The following is a 24,354-nucleotide window of genomic DNA, read 5'->3' as shown; positions in this document are numbered from 1 at the left end:
ATCCGGCCCCGCCAGCCCGGTACGCTGGCGGCAAGGTGATCTCGCCCCGGGAGTCCCCTTGGGCCTTAGCCGCAAAACTGCAAAGAATATAGTCAGTTGGCACTGAGCCGGGCTGCCATGGCGCCAGAAAAAACGTTACAGTGTAAGGACTCCTCAGTGGACGAGGAGGTCCACGGAGCTAGGTATGGCGCATCCCCCCTCTTCTTATCTTCATGCAAGCATGCTTCTGCTGAGCGGGCTCGGGCTCTTCAGCCAGGCCGCTCAGGCCAATGACGGGACCCTGGTTCAGCAGCGGGCCAATGCGGTCGTCTCCCTGATGAGCTTCACTGTGGTGCCGGACATCACCGCCAGCAACCTGGACATAGGGGGTGGCACCAACGAAAGTTCGGCCCTGACCATCACCCAGCTCGGCGGCGGCGCCACCATGAGCGAGGGCTTCCCCATCTATCTGGAGGGCACCCTGGGTTACAGCCGCTACGATCCCCAGTTCGTGTTCACCGATGGCAACGAGACCCGCACCATCCCCACCAAATGGAACAGCCTGAGCGCCACCGGCGGCATCGGCTGGGACTTCAGCCTGCACCGTGACCGCTTTGGCGGCAACCTGGTGCTGCGCCCCATCGCCAACTTCACCCTGGGCACAGTCGCGAGCGATCTGCGCATCGGCGCCGCCTTGATCCAGCACAGAACGGGCAGGAACCTCGACTTCCTCGACGGCGGCCGGCTCAATGTGTATGGCCTGGGGGGATCCCTGATGCTCGACTACGAGCTCTTCTCCAAGCCACAGGACATAGATGTCGAGCTGCGCTACTCCTATCAGCACCTGCAGAGCTTCACCGGCACCGCCGACAGCATCACCGGCCAGGCCGAGGCGGAGAACCTCGGCCTCTACCTGCGCCGCCGGGCTCCGCTCTTCACCTGGACCCTGCTGGATCGCCCGCTGCGCTATGTGCTTGAGGGGGCCAGAACCGAATACCTGGGAGAGCAACGAGGCCTGCTCGGCTTCAACAGCCTCAACTCCCTGGGCCTCGGGTTCGAGCTCGACAGCAGCAAGTACGACATCTTCATCACCCGCACCCGGCTGGTGGCCCGCTATATGTTCAGCCACAACACCAGCGGCTACTCCATCGGGCTGGCGATGAGTTTCTAGCGATACCGTCACTCGAACAGTTGGCATCATGGAGACATGAAATGGACTTCTTTGCCGTTATTTACCCCTTGCTGGGCCAGCTCTGGTATCTGTTGCCACTGCTGTTGCTGGCGACCCTCGTCAAAAGCCCCTGGTTCAAGGGCATGATCGGGGAGTGGTTTATCAACCTCAGCATCCGGCTCTTTCTCGACCAGCGGGAATATCACCTGCTCAAGGATGTGACCCTGCCCATCCCTCAGGGAAGCACCCAGATAGACCATGTGATCGTCTCCCGCTTCGGGATATTCGTGATTGAAACCAAGAACATGAAGGGCTGGATATTCGGCAATCCGGCTCATAAAAGCTGGACCCAGCAGATCTATCGCCGCAAGCACAGCTTCCAGAATCCCCTGCACCAGAACCACCTGCACATGATGACCCTCAAATCCCTGCTGGGGGTGGAGGATCATCAGCTCCACTCCGTCATCTACTTTATCGGCGACTGCACCTTCAAGACCCCCATGCCGGACAACGTGATGAACCGCGGGCTGATCCGCCATATCAAAGGAAAAACCACCCAGGTATTTACCCCGGCCGAGGTCATGCAAGTGGTCGAGACCATCCAGCAGGGGCGGCTGGCAGCCAACTGGCAGACCCACAGACAACACGTGGCCCAGCTGAAGGCGCGTCACGGTGAATCGCCATGCAAGCCGTTATCCGCCAAAGCAGTTCCTGACGAAAAGAGGGCCGCGCCCTCCCCTGTCACCGCCCAACCGCTCGGTGATCAAAGTCCGACTTGCCCTAGATGTGGCAATGCCATGGTCTTGCGTACCGCCAGACGGGGAGAAAACAGAGGCAATCAGTTTTGGGGGTGCAGCGGATACCCGACATGCCGGGGGATGCTGACCCTTGGGAAGACGCGCCATGGGACGGCGACGACTCAGGACACCAGGGCCTGACCCCTGAACATGCAGTTGGAACTGAAACAAGGGCGGCCACTTGGCCGCCCTTGTTGTCTCTGACTGTCAGCGAATGGTCGCCATCTTCCTGACGCAGGCCTGCTCCCTGTCATCCACCCGCTTGGCAAACCAGGCGGTGGTGAGGTTGCGGGTGATCTTGGGGCTTTTCAGCTGGATGCCGGGCAGCACGGCGCGGGGTTGGCGCTTGCCCGCCTGCTTGTCGGCCAGGGTAAAGACCCTGTGATAGAGGTCGGTCTGGGCAAAGTCGCTGCTGTCTCCCTTGAGCAGACTCTGATGGATGGCCTGCTTGCTCATGTTGACGCGGCTGGCGATGCTGTGCACCGCAAGCTCCGTCTTGCCGGGCAGGTCGGAGTCGTAGCGAACCAGATCCCCGTCCAGGGCCAGGGGCTTGCCGCTGACCCGGCTCACCGCGGCCTGGAAGGCGGCGTTGCGGCTCGCATACCAGCCGGCATTGAAGTCGGCGAAACGGTAGAGGGTGTCCGGGTAGTCGGCGGGATAGCCGAAGATGTGTTTGGTACCAAACCAGATGCCGCCCCGGCGGGTAAAGACTTCGTGGCGGATGGACTCCTTGACGGGATAGGGGTAGCCGCGGGCGTTGGCCTCGGCGAAGGCCACGCTCACCTGCATGGGGCCCCCGGTGCGTACCGGATTGAGGTTGCCAAAGAGCTGCTTGCCCATGGGCACGGCCCCTATCATGTCCTCGAAGATCTCGCTCATCTCCCGCTCGGTGCGAAGGGCATCGATGCGCGCGGCGTAGGATTTGCCCGTGGGGGACTTGATGGAGAGGGCGGTGCGCACCACGAACTCGGGGATGAGCAGCTTGGCGGCCCGGGCGTTGATCTCCTTCCAGGCTATCTTGCCAAGGCCGGGCACCACGGGATCGGCCTGATAGGTGGCCTCCTGCTCCGCCACCGCCAGCACTGAGCAGACATTGTGATCGTTCACCGTCAGCCCCTGGGTGCTGAGCGCCGTCACCACGTCGTTGGCCCAGCCCTGCTTGTCTTGTACCTGGCGCGGCAGGAAGCGCACTATGCGGCTCTTCATGTCCGCAGGCTTGCGCGGCTGCATCGCCTTGGGTTGTTTGGCGATGGCGGCGGCCTCCTCGACAGTAGGAGTAGGGGGTGTCGGTTCACTGGCGCAGCCCGCCAGCACGGCGGCAGCCAGCAGTGCGCAGAGGCGCCAGGGGGAGAAAGACAAAGGGCGAGAGGGGATCATGAGGGCTTCCGATAAAGTGCGGGCCCCTCATGCCGGATGACGGGCCCCGAATGCAAACAGGTGGCCATTGTAGTGGATGGTGCGGGCAATCTGAAGGCGGCAGAGCGGCCGGGGCCCGGGGCTGCGGCATCCCCTGGCGTCATCACGCCAGCTCGACCCGGTTGCGCCCCAGGTGTTTGGCCCGGTAGAGCGCGAGATCGGTGCGTTTGACCAGCGCCTCGACCGCCTCCCCCGCCTGGCCTATGCCGACGGCGATGCTCACGGTGAACCTTATCTCCTCGCAGGCGACCAGAGCCTCGGTGGCGGCTCTTATCTGCTCCGCCAGTGCCTGGGCCTTGTCGCTCAACATGCCGGGCAACCAGATGGCGAACTCCTCGCCCCCCAGGCGCGCCACCACCCCATCCGGCGGACAGTGCTGACACAGCAAGGCGCTGAATTCCTGCAGCACATTGTCACCTATGCCGTGGCCGTAGCGATCGTTGATCTGCTTGAAGTGATCGAGATCCAGCAGCAGCAGCGGCGTCCCCTGATCCACATGGGTTTCCAGCACGGCGCGAAACGCGCGGCGATTGGAAAGACCCGTCAGTTCGTCGGACATGGCAAGCGAGGCCAGCCGGGTCTGGACGCCATACATCTGTTGCACCATCAGCAGCACGCCCCAGGCCGTGGCCAGCATGCCGAGGGTGCGCAGGCTGTCTTCCACCGTGGAGAGCCACCAGGGCTGGAAATAGGCCTCGTCAACCAGATCTATGGTCCCCGACACCAGCCAGCTCCCCAGACCGGCGCAGAGAAACAGGTAGGTCCGGTTCGAGATCTGGGCACACTGCACCACCCAGAACATGAACAGCAGGGTCAGCACATTGATGGCCTCGGCCAGGGCGCCGATGGTGTAGAGGTTATGTTCGGGCAGGCGCTCGAAGCTGGCGGCATCCAGGCCCCCCGTCAGCAGCAACAGGCAGAGCAGGCTCAGCAGGGCGAGGCGGCGACCAGGGGAGAGCGAGAATAACCTGGCGGGGTGTACGGATAACCTGAGGGGAGTCTTCATCATCGTTATGGCTCCAAACCTGCATTGCCTCTATCCCTGGCGGCTGCACTCGGCCGCCAGCACCCAATGAACCGCAAGGCCAATTCTGGCCGCACGGCGCTCGTATTGTGAGCCGATTTTTCCATAAAAAACAATCCCCTCAGCACAGTGCTGAAGGGATCCTGGTACCATTTTCCACTATGCGCCGCCCTGTTAACGCCGGCTACCCCCTGGCACAGGCGGTGTGGAGAACGTCCTTCAGGGGGCTGTCCTCATCCTATACATGCCCGCCCCTCATGCACTCTGGCGCAGGGCGCGGATCTGGGCGGCGCCATTGATCACCGCCTGCAAGGAGGCGTTGACCACATCGCGGCCGATGGCGACCCCGCACATGCGCACTCCGTCGACGCTCAGCAGCACATAGGCGGCGGCGCGGGATTCGGTGCCGGAGGAGAGGGCATGCTCGGAGTAATCCAGCACGTCTATGTGCATGCCGGTCTGGCGCTCCCAGCCGTTGACCAGGGCGGTGATGGCCCCCTCCCCCTCACCACAGAGCTGCAAGCTGCCGTCCGGGGTCTGCAGCTCGAGGCGCAGTGTCTCCTGACTGTCGTGGCCGAGCTGGAAGCGGCCGATGCGATAACCGTGCAGCGGCTCGAGGTAGTGCCGCTCGAACAGGGCGCGGATCTGCTCCGGGCTGATCTCGCTGCTGCTCGCCTCGGCTTGCGCCTGTACCCGGCGGCTGAAATCGATCTGCAGCCAGCGCGGCAGTTGCAGGCCAAGGTCGCGCTCCAGCAGATAGGTGACGCCCCCCTTGCCAGACTGGCTGTTGATGCGGATCACCGCCTCGTAGCTGCGGCCGAGGTCTGCAGGGTCGATCGGCAAATAGGCCACGTCCCAGTAGGCATCGGGCTTTTCGGCCGCCAGGGACTTGCGAATGGCATCCTGGTGGCTGCCGGAAAACGCCGTGTAGACCAGCTCGCCCGCGTAGGGGTGGCGCGGATGCAGGGCTATCTGGGTGCAGGCGCCCACGGTGGCGACGATGGCATCCATGTCCGACAAGTCCAGCTCGGGATCTATGCCCTGGCTGTAGAGGTTCATGGCCATGGTGACTATGTCCATGTTGCCGGTACGCTCGCCGTTGCCGAGCAGGGTGCCCTCGATGCGGTCGGCCCCCGCCAGCACCGCCAGCTCGGCGGCGGCCACGCCGCAGCCCCTGTCGTTGTGGGTGTGGATGGAGATGCTCACCTCGGGGCGCGCCTTGAGGTGGCGGCAGAACCACTCCACTTGATCCGCGAACACATTGGGAGTGCTCACCTCGACCGTGGCAGGGAGGTTGAGGATCATGGGGCGGCCAGCAGGGCGCCACTCGTCGATTACGGCGTCGCACACCTCTACCGCGAACTCCACCTCTGTGCTGCTGAAGCTCTCCGGCGAATACTGGAAGCTCCACTCTGTGCCAGGATTGCGCGCCGCATGGTCTCGCACCCAGCGAGCGCCCTGTACGGCGATGGCCTTGACCCCCTCGCGCCCTGTGTTGAACACATAGTTGCGCTGGGTCGGGTTGACCGAGTTGTAGACATGAACGATGGCGCGTTTGGCCCCCTTGAGCGATTCAAAGGTGCGGGCGATGAGATCTTCCCGGGCCTGCACCAGCACCTGGATGGTCACGTCGTCCGGGATGAGATTGCGCTCGATGAGTTCCCGCACGAAGTCAAAGTCCGGCTGGGAGGCGGCGGGGAAGCCGACCTCGATGTGTTTGAAGCCGACATGGGTCATCAGGGCCCACATTTGCAGCTTCTGGGCCACCGTCATGGGCTCGACCAGCGCCTGGTTGCCGTCCCGCAGATCCACGGCGCACCAGAGCGGTGCCTGCGTCATCACCCGGTTGGGCCATTGACGGTCCGCCAGAGCGATGACGGGGGCAGGGCGGTATTTGCGATGATCGAAGCTCATATTCAGATTCCCTTGGCAGATATGCTGAGGTGCCAGGCGACCGGGCAGGTAACAGAGGGGGCAAGGAGGGGGAGCGGGCTGGCGCGATAACGCTGGCCCTGACTGGCGGTGCGGCGGTTACCCCACAGCCGGTTTCCATTGGTCCCTATCGGTGGAAGGGGCCGGCCAGACTGGCTGGATAAGCCGCTGGCCCTGATCCTCTCGCAACCCTCTGACACTGAATGCTTGCCGGTGCGGACGACCTTGTTTGCTCACGCATGTGATGAGAAACCAGTATAGGGAGGCGTTCGGGGTGAGTGATTGCGAAGATTGTTATTAATGGCACTTAATAGGCAATTTATGATTTCGTTTAGTCTATTTAAGGGCGTTTATCACCCTTCACCCTCACTATTTACGTCACCTCGTGCATAAGGTGCCCATGCGCTCGGGATCCGCCGCCCCCGCCAAAAGAAACACCCCGCCATCGCTGGCGGGGTGTTGGCAGGCTTGCATCAGGGCCGGAAGAGTCGGCCCTGACTGCGTACACCTTAGCGGTGCTTGACCTTGTGGTGCAGCTCCTGCACCGAGTTCACGTTGGCGGTGGCATCGACGCTGATGGCCATGCAGGTGGCGAAGGCCGCGTGCAGTGTGGTGGTGTAGGCCACCTTGTGCTGCAGGGCGCCGCGGCGCAGCTGCTTGGAATCCTGAATCGCCTGACGGCCCTCGGCGGTGTTGACTATGTAGGTGTACTCGCCATTCTTGATGCGATCCAGAATGTGCGGACGGCCTTCATGCACCTTGTTCACCAGACGGGGGTTGATGCTCGCCTCACCCAGAGTCACGGCGGTGCCGTGAGTGGCGTCGAGGTCATAACCCAGCTCCAGCAGCTTGGCAGCCAGGTTGACCACCCGCTCCTTGTCGCCGTGGCGCACCGAGAGCAGGGCGCGGCCTTCGCTCGGCACCTGGTGGCCGGCACCCAGCTGCGCCTTGGCATAGGCCTCGGCGAAGCTGCTGCCCACCCCCATCACCTCGCCGGTGGAGCGCATTTCCGGCCCCAGCAGCGGGTCGACACCCGGGAACTTGGCGAAGGGCAGTACCACCTCTTTCACCGAGTAGTAGGGCGGGATGATCTCGGTGGTGAAACCTTGATCCTGCAGGCTCTGGCCGGCCATGACGCGGGCGGCAATCTTGGCCAGCGGCGCGCCTGTGGCCTTGGAGACGAAGGGCACTGTCCGGGCGGCACGGGGGTTCACCTCGATGAGGTAAATCTCGTTGTCCTTGACCGCGAACTGGACGTTCATCAAGCCCACCACGCCGAGCTCCAGCGCCAATTTCCGTACCTGCTCGCGCATCTCGTCCTGGATGGCCTTGGACAGGGTGTAGGGCGGCAGGGAGCAGGCGGAGTCACCGGAGTGGATACCGGCCTGCTCGATGTGCTCCATGATGCCGCCGATGACCACGTCCACGCCGTCGCAGATGGCGTCCACGTCCACCTCGGTGGCGTCGTCCAGGAAGCGATCCAGCAGTACCGGTGACTCGTTGGAGACGCTCACGGCTTCGGCGAAGTAGCGGCGCAGATCCTGCTCGTCATAGACGATTTCCATGGCGCGGCCACCCAGCACGTAGGAGGGGCGAACCACCAGGGGGTAGGTGATGCGGGCGGCTACCTGTACCGCCTGCTCCAGGGCAGTGACTGTGCCGTTTTCCGGCTGCTTGAGGCCGAGGCGCTCGACGGCAGACTGGAAACGCTCGCGGTCTTCGGCGCGGTCAATGGCATCCGGACTGGTGCCGATGACAGGCACGCCGTTCGCTTCCAGGGCACGGGCGAGCTTGAGCGGGGTCTGGCCGCCGTACTGGACGATGACACCCTTGGGCTGCTCGACCCGCACGATTTCCAGCACATCTTCCAGGGTCACCGGCTCGAAGTAGAGACGGTCGGAGGTGTCGTAATCGGTGGAGACGGTTTCCGGGTTGCAGTTGACCATGATAGTCTCGTAACCGTCTTCGCGCAGGGCCAGGGCCGCGTGCACGCAGCAGTAGTCAAACTCGATGCCCTGACCGATACGGTTCGGGCCGCCACCTATGATCATGATCTTGTCGCGATTGGTCGGGGCCGCTTCGCACTCCTCGTCATAGCTGGAGTACATGTAGGCGGTGTTGGTGGCGAACTCGGCGGCGCAGGTATCGACCCGCTTGTAGACCGGGAAGATGTTGTGACGGGCACGGGCCTTGCGCACCTCGCCCTCGGCCACGCCGAGGATCTTGGCCAGACGTGCGTCGGCAAAGCCCTTGCGCTTCAGGGCGCGCAGGAAGTCGGCGTCCAGCCCGGCCATGCCGCGCTCTTTTACCTCTTCTTCCAGCTTCACCAGCTCTTCAATCTGCACCAGGAACCAGGGGTCAATCTTGGTCAGCTTGAAGATGCCGTCCATGGAGAGACCGGCGCGGAACGCATCGGCTATGTACCAGATACGGTCGCAACCGGCATCCTGCAGCTCGTGGCGGATGCGGGTCAGGGAGTCGGGGGCATTGAGGTCCACCATGGGGTCGAAGCCGGTCTTGCCGGTCTCGAGGCTGCGCAGCGCCTTGTGCAGGGACTCCTGGAAGTTGCGACCGATGGCCATCACTTCACCCACGGACTTCATCTGGGTGGTGAGACGGTCGTTGGCACCGGCAAACTTCTCGAAGTTGAAGCGCGGGATCTTGGTCACCACGTAGTCGATGGCCGGCTCGAAGGAGGCCGGAGTACGACCGCCGGTGATGTCGTTCATCAGCTCGTCCAGGGTGTAACCTATGGCGAGCTTGGCGGCGATCTTGGCGATGGGGAAGCCGGTCGCCTTGGAGGCCAGCGCGGAGGAGCGGGAGACCCGCGGGTTCATCTCTATGATGACCATGCGGCCATCTTTCGGGTTGATACCGAACTGGACGTTGGAGCCGCCGGTCTCGACGCCGATTTCGCGCAGCACCGCCATGGAGGCGTTGCGCATCAGCTGGTACTCCTTGTCGGTCAGCGTCTGGGCTGGCGCGACCGTGATGGAGTCACCGGTGTGGATGCCCATGGGGTCGAAGTTTTCGATGGCGCAGACGATGATGCAGTTGTCGTTGCGATCCCGCACCACTTCCATCTCGTACTCTTTCCAGCCGATCAGGGACTCATCGATGAGCAGCTCCTTTGTCGGGGAGAGATCCAGGCCGCGCTCGCAAATCTCGACGAACTCTTCGGTGTTGTAGGCGATGCCGCCACCCGAGCCGCCCATGGTGAAGGAGGGACGAATGATGCAAGGGAAGCCGACCATCTGCTGCACCTTCCACGCCTCTTCCATGTTGTGGGCGATGCCGGCACGGGGGCACTCCAGGCCAATGCTCTTCATGGCGATGTCGAAGCGACGACGATCTTCCGCCTTGTCGATGGCATCGGCGGTGGCACCTATCATCTCCACACCGAACTCCGCCAGCACGCCGTGCTTCTCCAGATCCAGCGCGCAGTTGAGCGCGGTCTGGCCACCCATGGTGGGCAGCACGGCATCCGGACGCTCTTTCTTGATGATCTCGCGCACCACTTCCCAGGTGATGGGCTCGATGTAGGTGGCGTCCGCCATCTCCGGGTCTGTCATGATGGTGGCCGGGTTGGAGTTCACCAGGATGACGCGGTATCCCTCCTCGCGCAGGGCCTTGCAGGCCTGGGCGCCGGAGTAGTCGAATTCGCAGGCCTGACCGATGACGATGGGGCCGGCGCCGAGGATCAGGATGCTCTGTAGGTCGTTACGTTTTGGCATGGCTCTCTTTATCCTCTTAGGCGCGATACTGCTTAATCAATTCAATAAAGTGGTCGAACAGACCGGCACAATCGTGGGGGCCCGGGCTTGCTTCGGGGTGACCCTGGAAGCTGAAGGCCGGACGATCGGTGCGATGTATGCCTTGCAGGGAGCCGTCGAACAGGGAGACGTGAGTGGCACGCAGGCACTCGGGCAGGCTGTTCTCGTCCACCGCAAACCCGTGGTTCTGGGCGGTGATCATCACTGTGTTGTCATCCAGACTCTTCACCGGGTGGTTGGCACCGTGGTGGCCGAACTTCATCTTGACTGTCTTGGCGCCGGAGGCCAGACCCAGCAGCTGGTGACCCAGGCAGATGCCGAACACAGGGGTGTTGGTATTGAGGAAGGTCTTGATGGCCTCGATGGCGTAGTCGCACGGCTCGGGGTCACCGGGGCCGTTGGAGAGGAAGATGCCATCGGGATTCATCGCCAGCACCTCGGCGGCCGGGGTCTTGGCCGGTACCACTGTCAGGCGGCAGCCGCGGTCCACCAGCATGCGCAAGATGTTACGCTTGACGCCAAAGTCGTAGGCCACCACGTGGTACTTGAGCTCGTCGGCCGCCGGGGTGACGTGCCCCTTGCCCAGCTGCCAGCTGCCTTCGGTCCAGGCGTAGGCCTCGGCAACCGTCACTTCCTTGGCCAGATCCATCCCCTTCAAACCGGGGAAGGCGCGGGCCTGGCTCAGGGCATGGGCTTCATCGAGCTGCTTGCCGGCCAGGATGCAACCGGCCTGGGCACCTTTTTCGCGCAGGATACGGGTCAGTTTGCGGGTGTCGATGTCGGCGATGCCAACGATGTTGTGAGACTTGAGGTAATCGGAGAGGGATTGCTGATTGCGGAAATTGGAGGCAAGTATCGGAAGGTCCCGGATGATCAATCCCTGCGCGTGGATTTGACTGGACTCTTCATCTTCGCTGTTGGTGCCGGTGTTGCCTATATGGGGGTAAGTGAGGGTGACTATCTGACGGGAATAAGAGGGATCGGTGAGGATTTCCTGATAGCCCGTCATCGACGTATTGAAAACCACTTCACCAACGGAACATCCCTCGGCGCCTATCGACACGCCTTTGAACACAGTTCCATCTTCCAGCACTAGCAATGCAGTGTGATTCAAGACAACCTCCAGTTATTTAGCTTTAAATTCAGCAATTTACCTGGGTGTTGCGGGTCCGGACGCTGTTTGAAACAGGGCTCAAACCCGGCAGATTTCTGGCAAATTGGGCGCATTCTACTTAAAAACGATCGCATTTCAACGTCTTTTCTCGTTTGAAATGCATCTAAATTCAATAAACAAGCAACATTACCCATTATCTATGCACTAAGGCGCTTTGCAACCCCCTCCCCCAAAAGAAAAGCCAAAACCCGAAACAAAAGCACCCACCCATGCCACCCAACAGACAAAAATCGATATTTTATCGTTAATAAACAGATGAATATGAATTTAAAAAACAAGCAACGAAAGCCAAAAAGTGCCATTTGACGATAGAAAACTGACCAGGAAAAATAGAAAACGTTTTTCTTTGATTGCATTTTTAGTCTGTTTGGCTGGATGTGAAAAAAGCGGACTACAGGGGAGATTGAGACCCAATCCCGTTACCCTCTGATGACATTTTTGTCGCAGGAGTGTGGCGAAGAAATGGGAAGGGGGCGATTTAGACAGGTTCACCACAAAAGCGGTGCATAACGCTTGTTTTTACAAAAACCATAAACAAAACCCCGGCGAGCCGGGGTCTGACAACCTGAACGTAGAGAGGAGAGCCCTGGTCGGGCTCCCGCTGTGTACTATTTCAGGTCGAGCACGTCCTGCATGTCGTAGAGACCCGCCCCCTGCTGGCCAAGCCACTTGCCAGCCCGCACGGCGCCATTGGCAAAGGTCAGGCGGCTCGAGGCCTTGTGGCTTATCTCCACCCGCTCGCCGATGTCGGCAAACATGACGGTGTGCTCCCCCACCAGATCCCCGGCGCGAATGGTGGCAAAGCCGATGGTGTTGCGATCCCGCTCGCCGGTGATCCCTTCGCGGCCATAGACGGCGCACTCTTTCAAGTCACGTCCGAGGGTCCTGGCCACCACTTCCCCCATGGAGAGCGCGGTGCCGGACGGTGCATCCACCTTGTGCCTGTGGTGCCCCTCGATGATCTCGATGTCGGTGTAATCCCCCATCACCTTGGCGGCCTGCTCCAGCAGCTTGAACACCAGGTTGACGCCGACCGAGTAGTTGGACGCGAAGACGATGCCGATCTGCTTGCCCGCCTCGTGCAGCGCGGCCTTGCCTGCGTCATCAAAGCCGGTGGTGCCTATCACCATCTGCTTGCCATGGGCCAGGGCGAAGGCCAGGTTGGCCAGGGTCACCTCGGGACGGGTGAAGTCGATGATGAGATCAAACTCATCGCGCACCTTGTCCAGGCTGTCGCTGATGATGACCCCAAGTCGGCCCAGGCCATTGAGTTCACCCGCATCCAGGCCTATCACGGCAGAGCCGGGCCGCTCCAGCGCCGCACCGACCACGGCGCCCTCGGCGTTGGTGATGGCCTCCAGCAGCACCTTGCCCATACGACCATTACAGCCCATCACGGCCACACGGATCGGATTGTCCATCTCCACCCTCTCATCTGTTTTTATGGAAAGATGACCGTTTTACCAGCCTGTGCCCCCTTTGAAAAGCCCGGCGTGGCCGTCGTTATGACACCGACGAATAGACGGCGCTTTTAATAAAATCCGAATATCAAACAGGTTTAATTAAAAACACAGAATCACAACACAAAAACAGTTATCCATCTGGACGTCTATCTTGACCGACAGGCCCCGACTCACTACTGTGGGCGCCCCATAGCGGCAGGAAGCCCGCCACGCTCACCCATTATCCGGGCTGGCTGCGACAGGGAGGTCATGTTCAACCACAGAGGAACACATGATCCAGACCCAACCCAGTGCCAGAGCCCTGCTGCCCCTCCTGGTCTTTCTCGCTCTCTTCATCGGTACCGGTACCTGGCTCACCCTGCAGGGGGTCGAATTCGCCTTCTATCAACTGCCCGCCCCCGTGGCCGCCCTGCCCGCCGTCATGCTGGCGCTGATGCTGGGCAAGGAAGGCTTCAACCGCAATCTGGAGACCTTCTTCAAGGGGGTGGGTGACAGCAACATCATGGCCATGTGCCTCATCTATCTGCTGGCGGGCGCCTTCGCCACCGTGGCCAAGGCCACCGGCGGGGTAGATGCCACTGTCGCACTGGGCCTCTCCCTGATCCCCGGCTGGTTCCTGCTGCCCGGCCTGTTCCTCATCTCTGCCTTCATTGCCACCGCCATGGGCACCTCCATGGGCACCATAGGGGCAGTGGCCCCCGTGGCCCTCGGCGTCGCCCAGGCCACCGGCATAGATCCCGTGCTGATGGCGGGCACCATTCTCTCCGGCGCCATGTTCGGCGATAACCTCTCCATCATCTCGGACACCACCATAGCGGCGACCCGCAGCCAGGGCTGCGAGATGAAGGACAAGTTCCGCGAGAACGTCAAGATTGCCACCCCCGCCGCCGTGCTGGTGATCCTGCTCTACCTGCTGCTGGGCTCCACCGGTGATGCCCCCACCGCCACCGCCAGCGCGGATCTGCTCAAGGTAATGCCCTACCTGCTGATCCTGGTGCTGGCACTCGGTGGCATGAACGTCTTCGTGGTGCTCGGCCTTGGCATACTGGCCGCCGGTGGCGTAGGCATGATCGGAGGCTATCCCCTGGGCCAGTTCAGCAAGGACATCTACCAGGGCTTCACCAGCATGCAGGAGATCTTCCTGCTCTCCATGCTCATCGGTGGCCTCGGCGCCCTGATGGAGCGTCAGGGTGGGCTGGCCTGGATCAGCGCCCGCATCGCCGCCCTCATCGCGCGCTTCACCCGTCATCATGACGGCGAGCAGAACGAGAAGGCGGCCGAGCTCGGCATCGCCGGCGTAGTGGGGCTGACCAACCTCTGCACCGCCAACAATACGGTGGCCATCATAGTCGCCAGCAAGGTGGCCCGGGATCTGGCTGAGCATCACGGTGTCACCCCGCGCCGCGCCGCCTCCATGCTGGATATCTTCTCCTGCGTGGTGCAGGGCTTGATCCCCTGGGGCGCCCAGGCGCTGCTGCTGGGCTCCATCTTCGCCCTCTCCCCCCTGGCCGTGGTGAGCATGAGCTTCTACCCCATGGCCCTGGCCCTGGCCGCTCTCATCGCCGTCTTTATCAAGCACCAGGTGCGCGGCGGCGCCGATAACCGACAAGTCGCCTGATCATCAGCTTCTACCGCTGATGGGCAATGGGGCTCACCGCTCTCGTCGCCGTCTTTATCAAGCACCAGGTACGCGGCGGCGCCGATAGTCGACAGATCGCCTGATCATCAGCTTCTACCGCTGAGACCTGGGGCTGGCCGCCATAATCGCGGTGTTCGTCAAGCATCAGCTGCGTACGGCGGCCGAGCCCTCCCCCCAGAGCTGAGTCAGGGCCCTCGCTGGCCGGGGACGATCCCATCGTCCTCGGCCAGATCCCGACACAGTCCCTTCCCACTTTTCATCCCGATGGCCCCTTGTTAAGGTAACCCTGCCCTTTAGCCCCACCACAGGAGCCCCCATGCCGGATACCCAACTCGAGCGGCAGAGCCTGCGCCAACACATCCGCCAACGCAGAAAGAGCCTGAGTCAGGCCGAGCAGCAGGCGGCGGCCCAGCAACTGGTCACGCGTTTTCAGGAACACCCCGAGATCCAGGCGGCCAGACGCATCGCCCTCTATCTGGCCAATGACGGCGAGCTCGATCCCCTGCCCGCCATTCACTGGCTCTGGAGCCAGCGCAAGGAGGTCTACCTGCCGGTGCTGCACCCCTTCACCCCGGGTCACCTGCTCTTCTTGCGCTACACCGCCACCAGCCCCATGACCCGCAACCGTTATGGCATCGCCGAGCCCGAACTCGATGTGCAGCAGGTGCTGCCCCACAGCATGCTGGATCTCATCTGCACCCCGCTGGTGGCCTTCGATGCCGAGGGCAACCGGCTCGGCATGGGGGGCGGCTATTACGATCGCACCCTGGCCTGCTGGCACGAACACGGGCTGGGCCCAAGGCCGCTGGGGCTCGCCCACGACTGCCAGCAGGTGGAGTCAGTGCCCCAGTCGCAGTGGGACGTGCCGCTGCCCCAGATCATCACCCCCGCCCGTTGCTGGCGCTTCTCCTAGCAGGCACTGCCCTGCTGCCGGGGGACAGGTTCCCCTTCCCCCGCACATTGGTTCAATAAACAGGCAAACGATTTACATCTTGGGGCTTTTTGCCCCGGAACGTGACCGCCATGGTCGCTCTGGGCAGGATGCTTGGATATAATGCGCCCGCTTTTTCCATAAGGATCCATCATGACTCAAGATGAAATGAAGAAGGCGGCCGGTTGGGCTGCGCTCAAATACGTGGTACCCGGCACCATAGTCGGGGTGGGCACCGGCTCTACCGTCAATCACTTCATCGACGCACTGGCGACCATGAAGGACGAGATCAAGGGCGCGGTATCGAGCTCCATCGCCTCCACCGAGCGTCTCAAGGGTTTCGGCATCCCGGTGTTTGATCTCAACGACATCGATGCCCTCTCCGTCTACGTGGATGGTGCCGACGAGATCAACGGGACCCGCGACATGATCAAGGGCGGTGGCGCCGCCCTGACCCGCGAGAAGATAGTCGCCGCCGTGGCCGACCAGTTCATCTGCATCATCGACAACACCAAGACAGTCGAGGTGCTGGGCCAGTTCCCGCTGCCGGTCGAAGTGATCCCCATGGCCCGCGAATACGTGGCCCGCGAGATCAGGAAGCTGGGTGGCAACCCAGTCTGGCGTGAGGGTGTGGTGACCGACAACGGCAACATCATTCTTGACGTCAAGGGCATGGCCATCACAGACGCCAAGGGGCTGGAAGTTCAGCTCAACGCCATCGTTGGCGTGGTCACCAACGGCCTGTTCGCCCACCGCGGCGCTGACGTGGTACTGATCGGTACTCCGGATGGGGTCGTCACCCAATAAGGCATCTGCCATGGTCGGCGTGGTCACCAACGATCTATCTTCCGCCCATCGCGGCGCTGACGTGGTATTGATTGGCACGCCAGAGGGCGTAGTCACGCAATAAGGCTGACTGTCGGAGGGCACGCGGGGTCACCAGACCCCATTATTGCCCCCGCGAATGGACAACGGCGCCTGATGGCGCCGTTTCTATTTATGGCTCAATGGGTTGCACCAAGCAGGCTGCAAAAAACGTTGATAACTTCAAAGAATTTGACTTTCGTCACAAATATTCCCTCTCCCAAACGTTTTTGCTACTTTACGGTTTTCTTCACACCGCAAGCCTGAACGCATTTTCAAACAATAGAGGGAACGTCATGACAGCCAAGTTTTCGCTGGACAAGGATAAGATCAAAGTACTGCTGCTGGAGGGAGTGCATCCCAACACGGTAGAGACCTTTCGGGCAGCCGGATACACCAATGTTGAGTATCTGAAGACCTCACTGTCGGAAGAGGAGCTGATCGAGCGCATTCGTGACGTGCATTTCGTGGGCCTGCGTTCACGCACCCAGATCACCGAGAAGGTGCTGGATGCCGCTGGCAAGCTGGTCGCCATCGGTTGCTTCTGCATCGGCACCAACCAGGTCTCCCTGGATGCCGCCCACGTGCGCGGCATCCCCGTCTTCAACGCCCCCTTCTCCAACACCCGCTCCGTGGCCGAACTGGTGCTGGGTGAGATACTGCTGCTGCTGCGCGGCATCCCCGAGAAGAACGCCAAGTGCCATCGCGGCGTCTGGGAGAAGCTGGCCAACCGCTCGGTGGAAGCCCGCGGCAAGAAGCTCGGCATCATAGGCTACGGCCACATCGGCACCCAGCTTGGCATCATCGCCGAGATGATCGGCATGAAGGTCTACTACTACGACATCGAGAACAAGCTGTCGCTGGGCAACGCCATCCAGGTGCCAAACCTGGTGGAGCTGCTCAACATGTCTGACGTCATCAGCCTGCACGTGCCGGAGACCGCCTCCACCAAGGATCTCATCGGCGCCGAGCAGCTACGCATGATGAAACCGGGCGCCATCTTCATCAACGCCTCCCGCGGTACCGTAGTGGACATCGATGCCCTGGCCGACGTCATCAAGAGCGGCCACCTCTCGGGCGCCGCCATCGACGTCTTCCCGAGCGAGCCCAAGTCCAACGACGAGGAGTTCCTGACCCCGCTGCGCGGCCTGGACAACGTCATCCTGACCCCCCATATCGGCGGTTCGACGCAAGAGGCCCAGGAGAACATAGGTCTGGAAGTGGCCAACAAGCTGGTCAAATACTCAGACAACGGCTCCACCCTCTCCGCCGTCAACTTCCCGGAAGTCTCACTGCCGGGCCACAAAGGCTCCAGCCGTCTGCTGCACATCCACCGCAACCAGCCGGGCGTGATGAACCAGATCAACCAGATCTTCGCCGACGAGGGGATCAACATCGCCGGCCAGTATCTGCAAACCAGCAGCGAGATCGGTTATGTGGTGATCGACGTGGAGACTGAGCACAGCGAGAAGGCACTCTCCCGTCTCAAGGAGATCAACGGCACCATACGTGCCCGGATCCTGCACTGATGCCCTGAGCTCGGCGCTCGGCCAACAAAAAGCCCGTCTCGATGACGGGCTTTTTTATGTCAGGAGGAAGCTTGCTCTCGCAAGCTACCACCACCCCAGCAGATTACGGCCAATCAAGGCGCCCCACACCAGGGCATTGAGGGCCAGGGCGATAAAGACGGCGGCGGAGCCGAGATCCTTGGCGCGCCCCGACAGCTCGTGATGCTCTGAGCCGATGCGATCCACCACCGCCTCTATGGCGGAGTTGAGCACCTCGACGATCACCACCAGCCAGCTGATGCAGATGAGCAGCAGGATCTCGTTGAGGGAGTCGCCGAGCCAGCCGGCCAGCGGCATCAGAGCCAAGACAAGCACCAGCTCCTGACGGAAGGCCGCCTCGTTAATCCAGGCCGATTTGAGACCCTTCATGCTGTAACCGGTTGCGTTGATGATGCGGGTGACCCCGGTCGCGCCTGGCTTTGCCACGATAACTACCTCATTTGAAATGGCTTTTAGGCTCACATCCTATCAGAGCCTCCCAAGGTTTCCATCGGGGGAGTTTTGCTTTATTTTATCCCCTTGCATTTTGGCATCCCGCCCCCCTTATTCACTCGAGAATAGAGTCGTATGTCCATTCACACCGATGAATTGCGCACCCGTCGCCTGGAGTCTCTGATCACTCCGAGCGAGCTGGCGCACGCCTTCCCGTTAAACGACACCGTCGCCCAGAATCTGCTGGATGCCCGCCACGATGTAGAAGCCATTCTGGCCGGTGAGGATCAGCGCCTGCTGGTCATCGTCGGCCCCTGCTCCATCCACGATCCGGCCGCCGCCCGCGAATACGCCCAGCGCCTCAACACCCTGCGCGAGCAATATAAAGAGAGCCTGTGCATAGTGATGCGCACCTACTTCGAGAAGCCGCGCACCATAGTCGGCTGGAAGGGGCTCATCAACGATCCGCGCCTCGACGGCAGCTTCGACGTGAATGAAGGGTTGAAGCTGGCCCGCCAGCTGCTGGTGGACATCAACGAGATGGGCATGCCCACCGCCACCGAATTCCTCGACATGGTGACCGGCCAGTACATCAGCGACCTCATCACCTGGGGCGCCATAGGCGCACGCACCACAGAATCCCAGGTACACCGCGAGATGGCCTCCGCCCTCTCCTGCCCGGTGGGCTTCAAGAACGGCACCGACGGCAACACCCGCATCGCCATCGATGCGGTGCGCGCCGCCCGCCACAGCCACATCTTCTATTCCCCGGACAAGGACGGCAAGATGACCATCTACCGCACCGCCGGCAACCCCTATGGCCACGTGATCCTCCGTGGCGGCCACAGACCCAACTACGACACCGCCAGCATAGACGAGGCCTGTGAGGCCCTGGCCGATGTCGGCCTGCCCGAGCGGCTGGTGGTGGATTTCAGCCACGGCAACAGCATGAAGGATCACCGTCGCCAGCTGCTGGTGGCGCAGGATATCTGCGATCAGCTGCGCCGCGGCCGCACCGGCATCGCCGGCATCATGGCCGAAAGCTTCCTGGTGGAAGGGCGTCAGGATGTGGAGAACGGCTGCGCCGTCACCTTCGGTCAGAGCATCACCGATGCCTGTCTGTCGTGGGAAGACACAGAGACCCTGTTGGCCATGCTGGCCGAAGCGGCCCAGGTGCGGCTTGCCAAGCGGCAGGCCTGAGTGCTGATGACGAACGCCGACTGGCGGATAGTGCCCCTCGACGAGACGCTGCTGGCGCAGTGGGCAACCCTGCGCCAGCAGCTGTGGCCGCACCATGCACTCTCAGCCCATCTGCAGGACGGTGCCGAACTGCTGGCCAATGCCCATCTCAGCACCTTTCTGGTGCTGGATGAGCAGAGCCAGGCGGTGGCCTTTGCCGATGCGGCCCTGCGCCACGATTACGTGAACGGCTGCGAGAGCAGCCCGGTGGTCTATCTGGAAGGGGTCTATGTGCAGCCGGCTTCACGCCGGCGCGGATTGGCCCAGGCGTTGATTGCCCGGGTGGCGCAGTGGGGCCGCGAGCTGGGTTGTCGCGAACTGGCCTCCGATGCCGCCATCGACAACCTCGCCTCACAGCAGTTGCACCAGCGACTCGGCTTTGCCGAAACGGAGCGGGTCGTTTTCTTCAAAAAGGCCCTCGGCTGACGCCAAGGGCCTTTCTTGTTTCTCACAGGCTCGGCATAAACCAGACCCGGCCACCGGCCTCGACGCGATCCGTCCTTATCTGGAACACCCGCTCCAGCAAGGCTTCGTCGATGACATCGACGCCCCCCTCGCTTACCACCCGACCCTGTTGCAGGCAGAGGATGCGATCCGCCCAGTCGATGGCCAGGTTGATGTCGTGGATGGCGATCACCACCAGCAGGCCTTGCCGGGAGAGGCGCTTGAGCAGCCGCAGCAGGGCCAGCTGATGGTGCAGATCCAACCCCGCCAGGGGCTCGTCCAGCAGCAGCACCCGTCCATCAGTGTTGAGGCCGGGCCACAGTTGCAGCAGGGTGCGGGCGATCAGCACCCGCTGCTGCTCACCGCCGGAGAGGCGGCTGAAGTCCCGCGCCAGCAGGGCATCCAGCTCGAGCGCGGCGCAGATCTCGGCCACCGCCCGACCCTGTGCCTCGGGCAGCCCCCCCTCCTCCAGCCCCAGGCTCAGCACCTGGAACACCGGAATATGGAACAGCTGGGGCTGGCGCTGGGGCAGCATGGCGCGGCGCCTGGCAAGCTCGGGCCAGCTCAGGTCAGTGAGCACTTCCCCCCCCAGCAGCACGGCGCCTTCGGCGGGCAGAATGCCCGCCAGAGCACCGAGCAGGGTCGATTTGCCGCTGCCGTTGGGGCCGAGCAGGGCGACCAGTTGGCCCCCGGCCCAGGCGAGATCCAGGGGCGCGAGCCGCGCGGGGATCCCGAGGGCCCGCGCCTCCAGCAACCAGAGGGGATCGGGGGAGGACTTAACGGGAGACATCGGCATCTTGCCTCAGCAGCAGGTAGATAAAGAGCGGCGCCCCGACCGAGGCGGTGATGACGCCGATGGGCAGCTCACCGGCACTAAGGGCCGAGCGCGCCACCAGATCGGCACCCAGCAGCAGGGCACCGCCCCCCAGCGCCGAAGCGGGCAGCAGGAAGCGCTGATCGCTGCCGCCGCACAGCCGCAGCAGGTGAGGCACCACCAGGCCGACGAAGCCGATGACACCGCACAGGGACACCGCGACCCCGGTGAGCAGGCAGACCGCCAGCACCAGCCGCACCCGCATCCTGTCCACGTTCATCCCCATCAGCCGGGCCTGGGTCTCCCCCAGCAGCAGTTGTTGCAGCGCCCTGCCCTGCCAACAGAGCCAGCCGAGGGTCAGCGGCAGCACCAGCCACCACCAGGCGAGCTGCTGGCTGCCATAGGAGAGGCTGCCCATCATCCAGAACATGAATTCCCGCAGGGAGCCGTCGTCGGCAAAGTACATCAGCCAGGTCATGGCCGCATTGGTGAGGATGCCGATGGCCACCCCGAACAGCAGCAGCCGGGTATGGCCAAGCCTGGCCCGGCGCGCCAGGTGGATGAGCAGCATGGTCACCACCAGGGCGCCACCAAAGGCCGCGAGCGACAACCCCCAGCCCGGCAGATAGACGCCGAGGGACTTGGCCACCGCCATCGCCACCATGGCGGCGAGGCCAGCCCCGCTCGAGACGCCGAGCAGGCCGGGCTCGGCCACAGGGTTGTGCAGCATCACCTGCAGCACGGCCCCGCCACAGGCGAGCGCCGCCCCCGCCAGCAGGGCCAGCAGGGCGCGCGGCAGGCGCAGATCCAGCAAGATGCGCAGCTCCAGCTCCCCCAGGGGCTGCCAGGGCAGCAGCACGAACTCCCCCAGGGCAAGGGAGAGCAGGAAGAGGGACAGGACCAGCAGCGACAGGGCGAGCAGCCAGTGGCGCTGCCAGCGCTGCTGGCGGTGGATAAGAGCGAGATACACGCGGGATCCCCGAAATGAGACAGGTGCCGCCCCGAACCGGGGGCCAGCAGGAAAGCAGCATGATAACAGCGCGTTACCACCCAAGGTCAAGGCTGGTAAGGCTTGGCCAGCGCCTCTATCTCGCCGCTCTCCACCATGGTCTGCAACGCCTGCGCCAGTGCGGGCCCGAGATCATGGTGGGGTGAGTGCTTGCTCATGCCCAGATAGAGCACCACAGGATGGGGCGGGCGGTAGTCCGCCTTGATGAGACCGGCGTCGTTGCGCTGGCTCAGGGCGTAATCCACCTGGCAGTCGGTGCCTATCATCAGGGGCAGATGGCCCCGCTCCACCATGCGCTGCAACTGATCCTCGGTGGGCACCCCGTGCTTGTCGAGCTGGCCGTCATCGTCGAAGGGGGCGAAATAGGCGGAGTTGAGCACATAGCCTATCTCCCTGCCGCGCAGATCCTCGTAGGTTTTCAGGGTGGCCACCGCCGCCGCCTTGCCGTAGAAGGCTGGCCGGCACTGGTAATAGGCAGGTTGCAGGTAATCGATGAAGGCCGCCCGCTCCGGGGTGTGGGCCAACCCTATCATCAAGTCCGCCTGACCTGTCTGCATCTGCTTGAGTGCCCGTCCCCAGGGCACCCGCTTGAGGGTGAGCGCTATGCCGCTGCGAGCCTGCAACTGGCGCAGAATGTCGATATCCAGACCATGGAACTCGTCGTTCTGCGCGAGCATGCGAAACGGGGGCCAGACATCGGTCACCACCGTCAGGGTTGGCGCCCCGTTTGCCATAGCGGTAACGGGCGCCATACAGGCAAACAACAGACAAAGCACTCCCCAGCTTGTCTTGCCCATCCAGTTTCAACCTTCTGTTGTCACATCCTTGTGGGTTAAAAATACCCTCATGTGCCACTTATGAAAACCCATGGAGTCGAGATAAAATGCATTGATTTCAAAGGAGAACCTAATGAACCCTATCATGACCAGTATCGGTCTGCTGATCTGCAGCAACGTCTTCATGACCTTCGCCTGGTATGCCCATCTCAAGAGCATGAACCACAAACCCTGGATCATCGCCGCCCTGGTGAGTTGGGGTATCGCCCTGTTCGAGTACCTGTTGCAGGTGCCCGCCAACCGCATCGGCCACACCGTGCTCTCGGTCGGTCAGCTCAAGATACTGCAGGAGGTGATCACCCTCACCGTGTTCGTTCCCTTCTCCATCTTCTATCTGAAAGAGGACCTGAAGTGGGACTACCTCTGGGCCGGCCTGTGCATCCTGGGCGCGGTGTTTTTTGTGTTTCGCGAGAAACTGACCGGTGCCTGAGGCTGTACACTCAAGCACATTGCTCCCCCTATTTCTTTGAGTGACGAGGCAACACATGGAATTGCGAGACATGCTACAGATCCTGGCCAAGCAGGATGGCTCCGACCTCTATCTCTCCACAGGGGCGCCCCCCTGCGCCAAGTTCAACGGCGCCCTGCGCCCCCTGAACGAGGTGCCGCTCGAGCCGGGCGAGGTGGCCAGGATAGCCGCCGAGCTCATGGACTCGGAGCAGAAGCAGCAGTTCGAGAAGGAGCTGGAGATGAACCTCGCCATCTCCCTGCCCCAGATAGGCCGCTTTCGGGTCAACATCTTCAAGCAGCGCAACGAGGTCTCCCTGGTGGCGCGCAACATCAAGACAGAGATCCCCCGCTTCGAGGACTTGAAGCTTCCCCCGGTGCTGCTCGACACCATCATGGAGAAGCGCGGCCTGGTGCTCTTCGTCGGCGGCACCGGCTCGGGCAAGTCCACCTCGCTCGCGGCCCTCATCGACCATCGCAACCGCAACAGCGGCGGCCACATCATCACCATCGAGGATCCGGTGGAGTTCGTCCATCGCCACCGCAAGAGCATCATCAACCAGCGGGAGGTGGGGGTGGATACCCGCAGCTTCCACGCGGCCCTGAAGAACACCCTGCGCCAGGCGCCGGACGTCATCCTCATAGGTGAAATTCGCGACCGGGAGACCATGGAGCATGCGCTGGCCTTCTCCGAGACCGGGCATCTGGCCATCTCCACCCTGCACGCCAACAACGCCAACCAGGCGCTGGATCGCATCATCAACTTCTTCCCCGAGGAGCGCAGGCCCCAGCTGCTCAACGATCTTGGCAACAACCTCAAGGCCTTCGTCTCCCAGCGACTGGTGAAGACCACAGACGGCGGCCGCCGGGCGGCGGTGGAGGTCATGCTCGGCACCCACACCATTCGCGATCTCATCAAACGCGGCGAGTTTGGCGGCCTCAAGGAGATCATGGAGAAATCCAGGGCCCTTGGCATGGTCACCTTCGACAGCACCCTGTTCGATCTGGTGGTGGAGGGGGTGATAGACGAAGAAGAGGCGGTCAAGAACGCAGATTCCCAGAACAACCTGCGCCTCAAGATCAAGCTGTGGAGAGAGAAGGGGCAGATAGGCAACAGTGCGGCGGCCAGCGGCTGGAGCCTGGAACCCACCAAGGATGATAACAACGATCTCTTCTAGTCTGGCGCCCCCTCCCCCGCTCAACACCCGGCCACCCTCGCGGCCGGGTGTTCAACAAGAGCGCGGCAGCCCCCCCTTCGCTCTGCCCTCTGCCCTCTGCCCTCTGCCCTCTGCCCTCTGCCCTCTGCCCTCTGCCCTCTGCCCTCTGCCCATCATTCGACCACAAACCTAGCCATCTTCCTGATTGGCAATGGCGCTCGCTCACATAAATGACAAAAAAATCA

The 24,354-nt window shown here is 62.3% G+C and carries 20 protein-coding genes; 10 read left to right on the top strand and 10 right to left on the bottom strand.

Going from position 1 to position 24,354, the window contains the following annotated elements:
* The first annotated feature begins 220 nt into the window (after window positions 1–220).
* Window positions 221–1,150, top strand: a complete 930-nt coding sequence (locus Aeroheme_RS08085; RefSeq protein WP_234569368.1) for an autotransporter domain-containing protein — start codon at window positions 221–223, stop codon at window positions 1,148–1,150.
* A 41-nt stretch (window positions 1,151–1,191) separates the two neighbouring features.
* A complete protein-coding gene (locus Aeroheme_RS08080; RefSeq protein WP_411167042.1) occupies window positions 1,192–2,088 on the top strand; it encodes an NERD domain-containing protein in 897 nt (298 codons plus the stop codon).
* A 66-nt stretch (window positions 2,089–2,154) separates the two neighbouring features.
* On the opposite strand, the gene Aeroheme_RS08075 is transcribed toward Aeroheme_RS08080, so the two are convergent.
* The 6 genes from Aeroheme_RS08075 to dapB all read right to left on the bottom strand — a co-directional run bounded on the left by Aeroheme_RS08075 (window position 2,155) and on the right by dapB (window position 12,687).
* Window positions 2,155–3,324 carry a DUF1615 domain-containing protein gene (locus Aeroheme_RS08075; RefSeq protein WP_163137951.1) on the bottom strand — a complete coding sequence of 390 codons (1,170 nt, stop codon included), beginning with the start codon at window positions 3,322–3,324 and terminating at the stop codon, window positions 2,155–2,157.
* Between the two features lie 142 nt (window positions 3,325–3,466).
* Window positions 3,467–4,372, bottom strand: a complete 906-nt coding sequence (locus Aeroheme_RS08070; protein WP_411167041.1) for a diguanylate cyclase domain-containing protein — start codon at window positions 4,370–4,372, stop codon at window positions 3,467–3,469.
* 270 nt (window positions 4,373–4,642) lie between these two features.
* Window positions 4,643–6,301 carry a 2-isopropylmalate synthase gene (leuA, locus tag Aeroheme_RS08065; RefSeq protein ID WP_411167040.1) on the bottom strand — a complete coding sequence of 553 codons (1,659 nt, stop codon included), beginning with the start codon at window positions 6,299–6,301 and terminating at the stop codon, window positions 4,643–4,645.
* 527 nt (window positions 6,302–6,828) lie between these two features.
* Window positions 6,829–10,053 (bottom strand): carbamoyl-phosphate synthase large subunit, encoded by a 3,225-nt coding sequence (carB, locus tag Aeroheme_RS08060; RefSeq protein ID WP_163149216.1) that lies wholly within the window; start codon window positions 10,051–10,053, stop codon window positions 6,829–6,831.
* 16 nt (window positions 10,054–10,069) lie between these two features.
* Complete coding sequence (gene carA, locus Aeroheme_RS08055; protein ID WP_408752756.1) at window positions 10,070–11,206, bottom strand: glutamine-hydrolyzing carbamoyl-phosphate synthase small subunit; 1,137 nt, start codon at window positions 11,204–11,206, stop codon at window positions 10,070–10,072.
* 668 nt (window positions 11,207–11,874) lie between these two features.
* Entirely contained in the window at window positions 11,875–12,687 is an 813-nt protein-coding gene (dapB, locus tag Aeroheme_RS08050; protein WP_411167039.1) for a 4-hydroxy-tetrahydrodipicolinate reductase, read from the bottom strand.
* Between the two features lie 313 nt (window positions 12,688–13,000).
* On the opposite strand from dapB, the gene Aeroheme_RS08045 reads away from it, so the two are divergent.
* The 4 genes from Aeroheme_RS08045 (at window position 13,001) to serA (ending at window position 17,692) form a co-directional block, all read left to right on the top strand.
* Window positions 13,001–14,347, top strand: coding sequence for a Na+/H+ antiporter NhaC family protein (locus tag Aeroheme_RS08045; RefSeq protein WP_139745169.1), 1,347 nt, complete (start codon window positions 13,001–13,003; stop codon window positions 14,345–14,347).
* A 337-nt stretch (window positions 14,348–14,684) separates the two neighbouring features.
* Window positions 14,685–15,281 carry a 5-formyltetrahydrofolate cyclo-ligase gene (locus Aeroheme_RS08040; RefSeq protein WP_411167038.1) on the top strand — a complete coding sequence of 199 codons (597 nt, stop codon included), beginning with the start codon at window positions 14,685–14,687 and terminating at the stop codon, window positions 15,279–15,281.
* A 171-nt stretch (window positions 15,282–15,452) separates the two neighbouring features.
* Window positions 15,453–16,106 (top strand): ribose-5-phosphate isomerase RpiA, encoded by a 654-nt coding sequence (gene rpiA / locus Aeroheme_RS08035; protein WP_025327396.1) that lies wholly within the window; start codon window positions 15,453–15,455, stop codon window positions 16,104–16,106.
* Between the two features lie 353 nt (window positions 16,107–16,459).
* The gene (serA, locus tag Aeroheme_RS08030; RefSeq protein ID WP_025327397.1) at window positions 16,460–17,692 is read left to right on the top strand and encodes a phosphoglycerate dehydrogenase; all 1,233 of its coding nucleotides are present in this window, start codon (window positions 16,460–16,462) and stop codon (window positions 17,690–17,692) included.
* A gap of 84 nt (window positions 17,693–17,776) precedes the next feature.
* On the opposite strand, the gene Aeroheme_RS08025 is transcribed toward serA, so the two are convergent.
* A complete protein-coding gene (locus tag Aeroheme_RS08025; RefSeq protein ID WP_106886448.1) occupies window positions 17,777–18,157 on the bottom strand; it encodes a diacylglycerol kinase in 381 nt (126 codons plus the stop codon).
* Between the two features lie 141 nt (window positions 18,158–18,298).
* On the opposite strand from Aeroheme_RS08025, the gene Aeroheme_RS08020 reads away from it, so the two are divergent.
* Entirely contained in the window at window positions 18,299–19,363 is a 1,065-nt protein-coding gene (locus Aeroheme_RS08020; RefSeq protein WP_408779300.1) for a 3-deoxy-7-phosphoheptulonate synthase, read from the top strand.
* Between the two features lie 6 nt (window positions 19,364–19,369).
* Window positions 19,370–19,828 carry an aminoglycoside 6'-N-acetyltransferase gene (aac(6'), locus tag Aeroheme_RS08015; RefSeq protein ID WP_408779299.1) on the top strand — a complete coding sequence of 153 codons (459 nt, stop codon included), beginning with the start codon at window positions 19,370–19,372 and terminating at the stop codon, window positions 19,826–19,828.
* Window positions 19,829–19,850: 22 nt separating this feature from the next.
* On the opposite strand, the gene Aeroheme_RS08010 is transcribed toward aac(6'), so the two are convergent.
* The 3 genes from Aeroheme_RS08010 to Aeroheme_RS08000 form a co-directional block, all read right to left on the bottom strand.
* The gene (locus tag Aeroheme_RS08010; protein WP_411167037.1) at window positions 19,851–20,636 is read right to left on the bottom strand and encodes an ATP-binding cassette domain-containing protein; all 786 of its coding nucleotides are present in this window, start codon (window positions 20,634–20,636) and stop codon (window positions 19,851–19,853) included.
* Window positions 20,623–21,630, bottom strand: a complete 1,008-nt coding sequence (gene btuC / locus Aeroheme_RS08005) for a vitamin B12 ABC transporter permease BtuC (RefSeq protein ID WP_139745173.1) — start codon at window positions 21,628–21,630, stop codon at window positions 20,623–20,625. The genes Aeroheme_RS08010 and btuC overlap by 14 nt, the downstream gene beginning before the upstream one ends.
* 86 nt (window positions 21,631–21,716) lie before the next feature.
* Window positions 21,717–22,466, bottom strand: coding sequence for a substrate-binding periplasmic protein (locus tag Aeroheme_RS08000; RefSeq protein WP_168235349.1), 750 nt, complete (start codon window positions 22,464–22,466; stop codon window positions 21,717–21,719).
* Between the two features lie 112 nt (window positions 22,467–22,578).
* On the opposite strand from Aeroheme_RS08000, the gene Aeroheme_RS07995 reads away from it, so the two are divergent.
* Together Aeroheme_RS07995 and tapW are read left to right on the top strand one after the other, a co-directional pair.
* Complete coding sequence (locus Aeroheme_RS07995) at window positions 22,579–22,935, top strand: DMT family protein (RefSeq protein WP_010675200.1); 357 nt, start codon at window positions 22,579–22,581, stop codon at window positions 22,933–22,935.
* Between the two features lie 55 nt (window positions 22,936–22,990).
* Window positions 22,991–24,130 (top strand): type IVa pilus ATPase TapW, encoded by a 1,140-nt coding sequence (gene tapW, locus Aeroheme_RS07990; protein ID WP_106886444.1) that lies wholly within the window; start codon window positions 22,991–22,993, stop codon window positions 24,128–24,130.
* Window positions 24,131–24,354 lie beyond the last annotated feature (224 nt).

It is taken from the genome of Aeromonas sp. DSM 116730, from assembly GCF_046581335.1.
Taxonomy (GTDB): Bacteria; Pseudomonadota; Gammaproteobacteria; order Enterobacterales; family Aeromonadaceae; genus Aeromonas; species Aeromonas rivipollensis.
The sequence above is the reverse complement of the archived record's forward strand: the minus strand, read 5'-3'. Positions and strand labels throughout refer to the sequence as shown.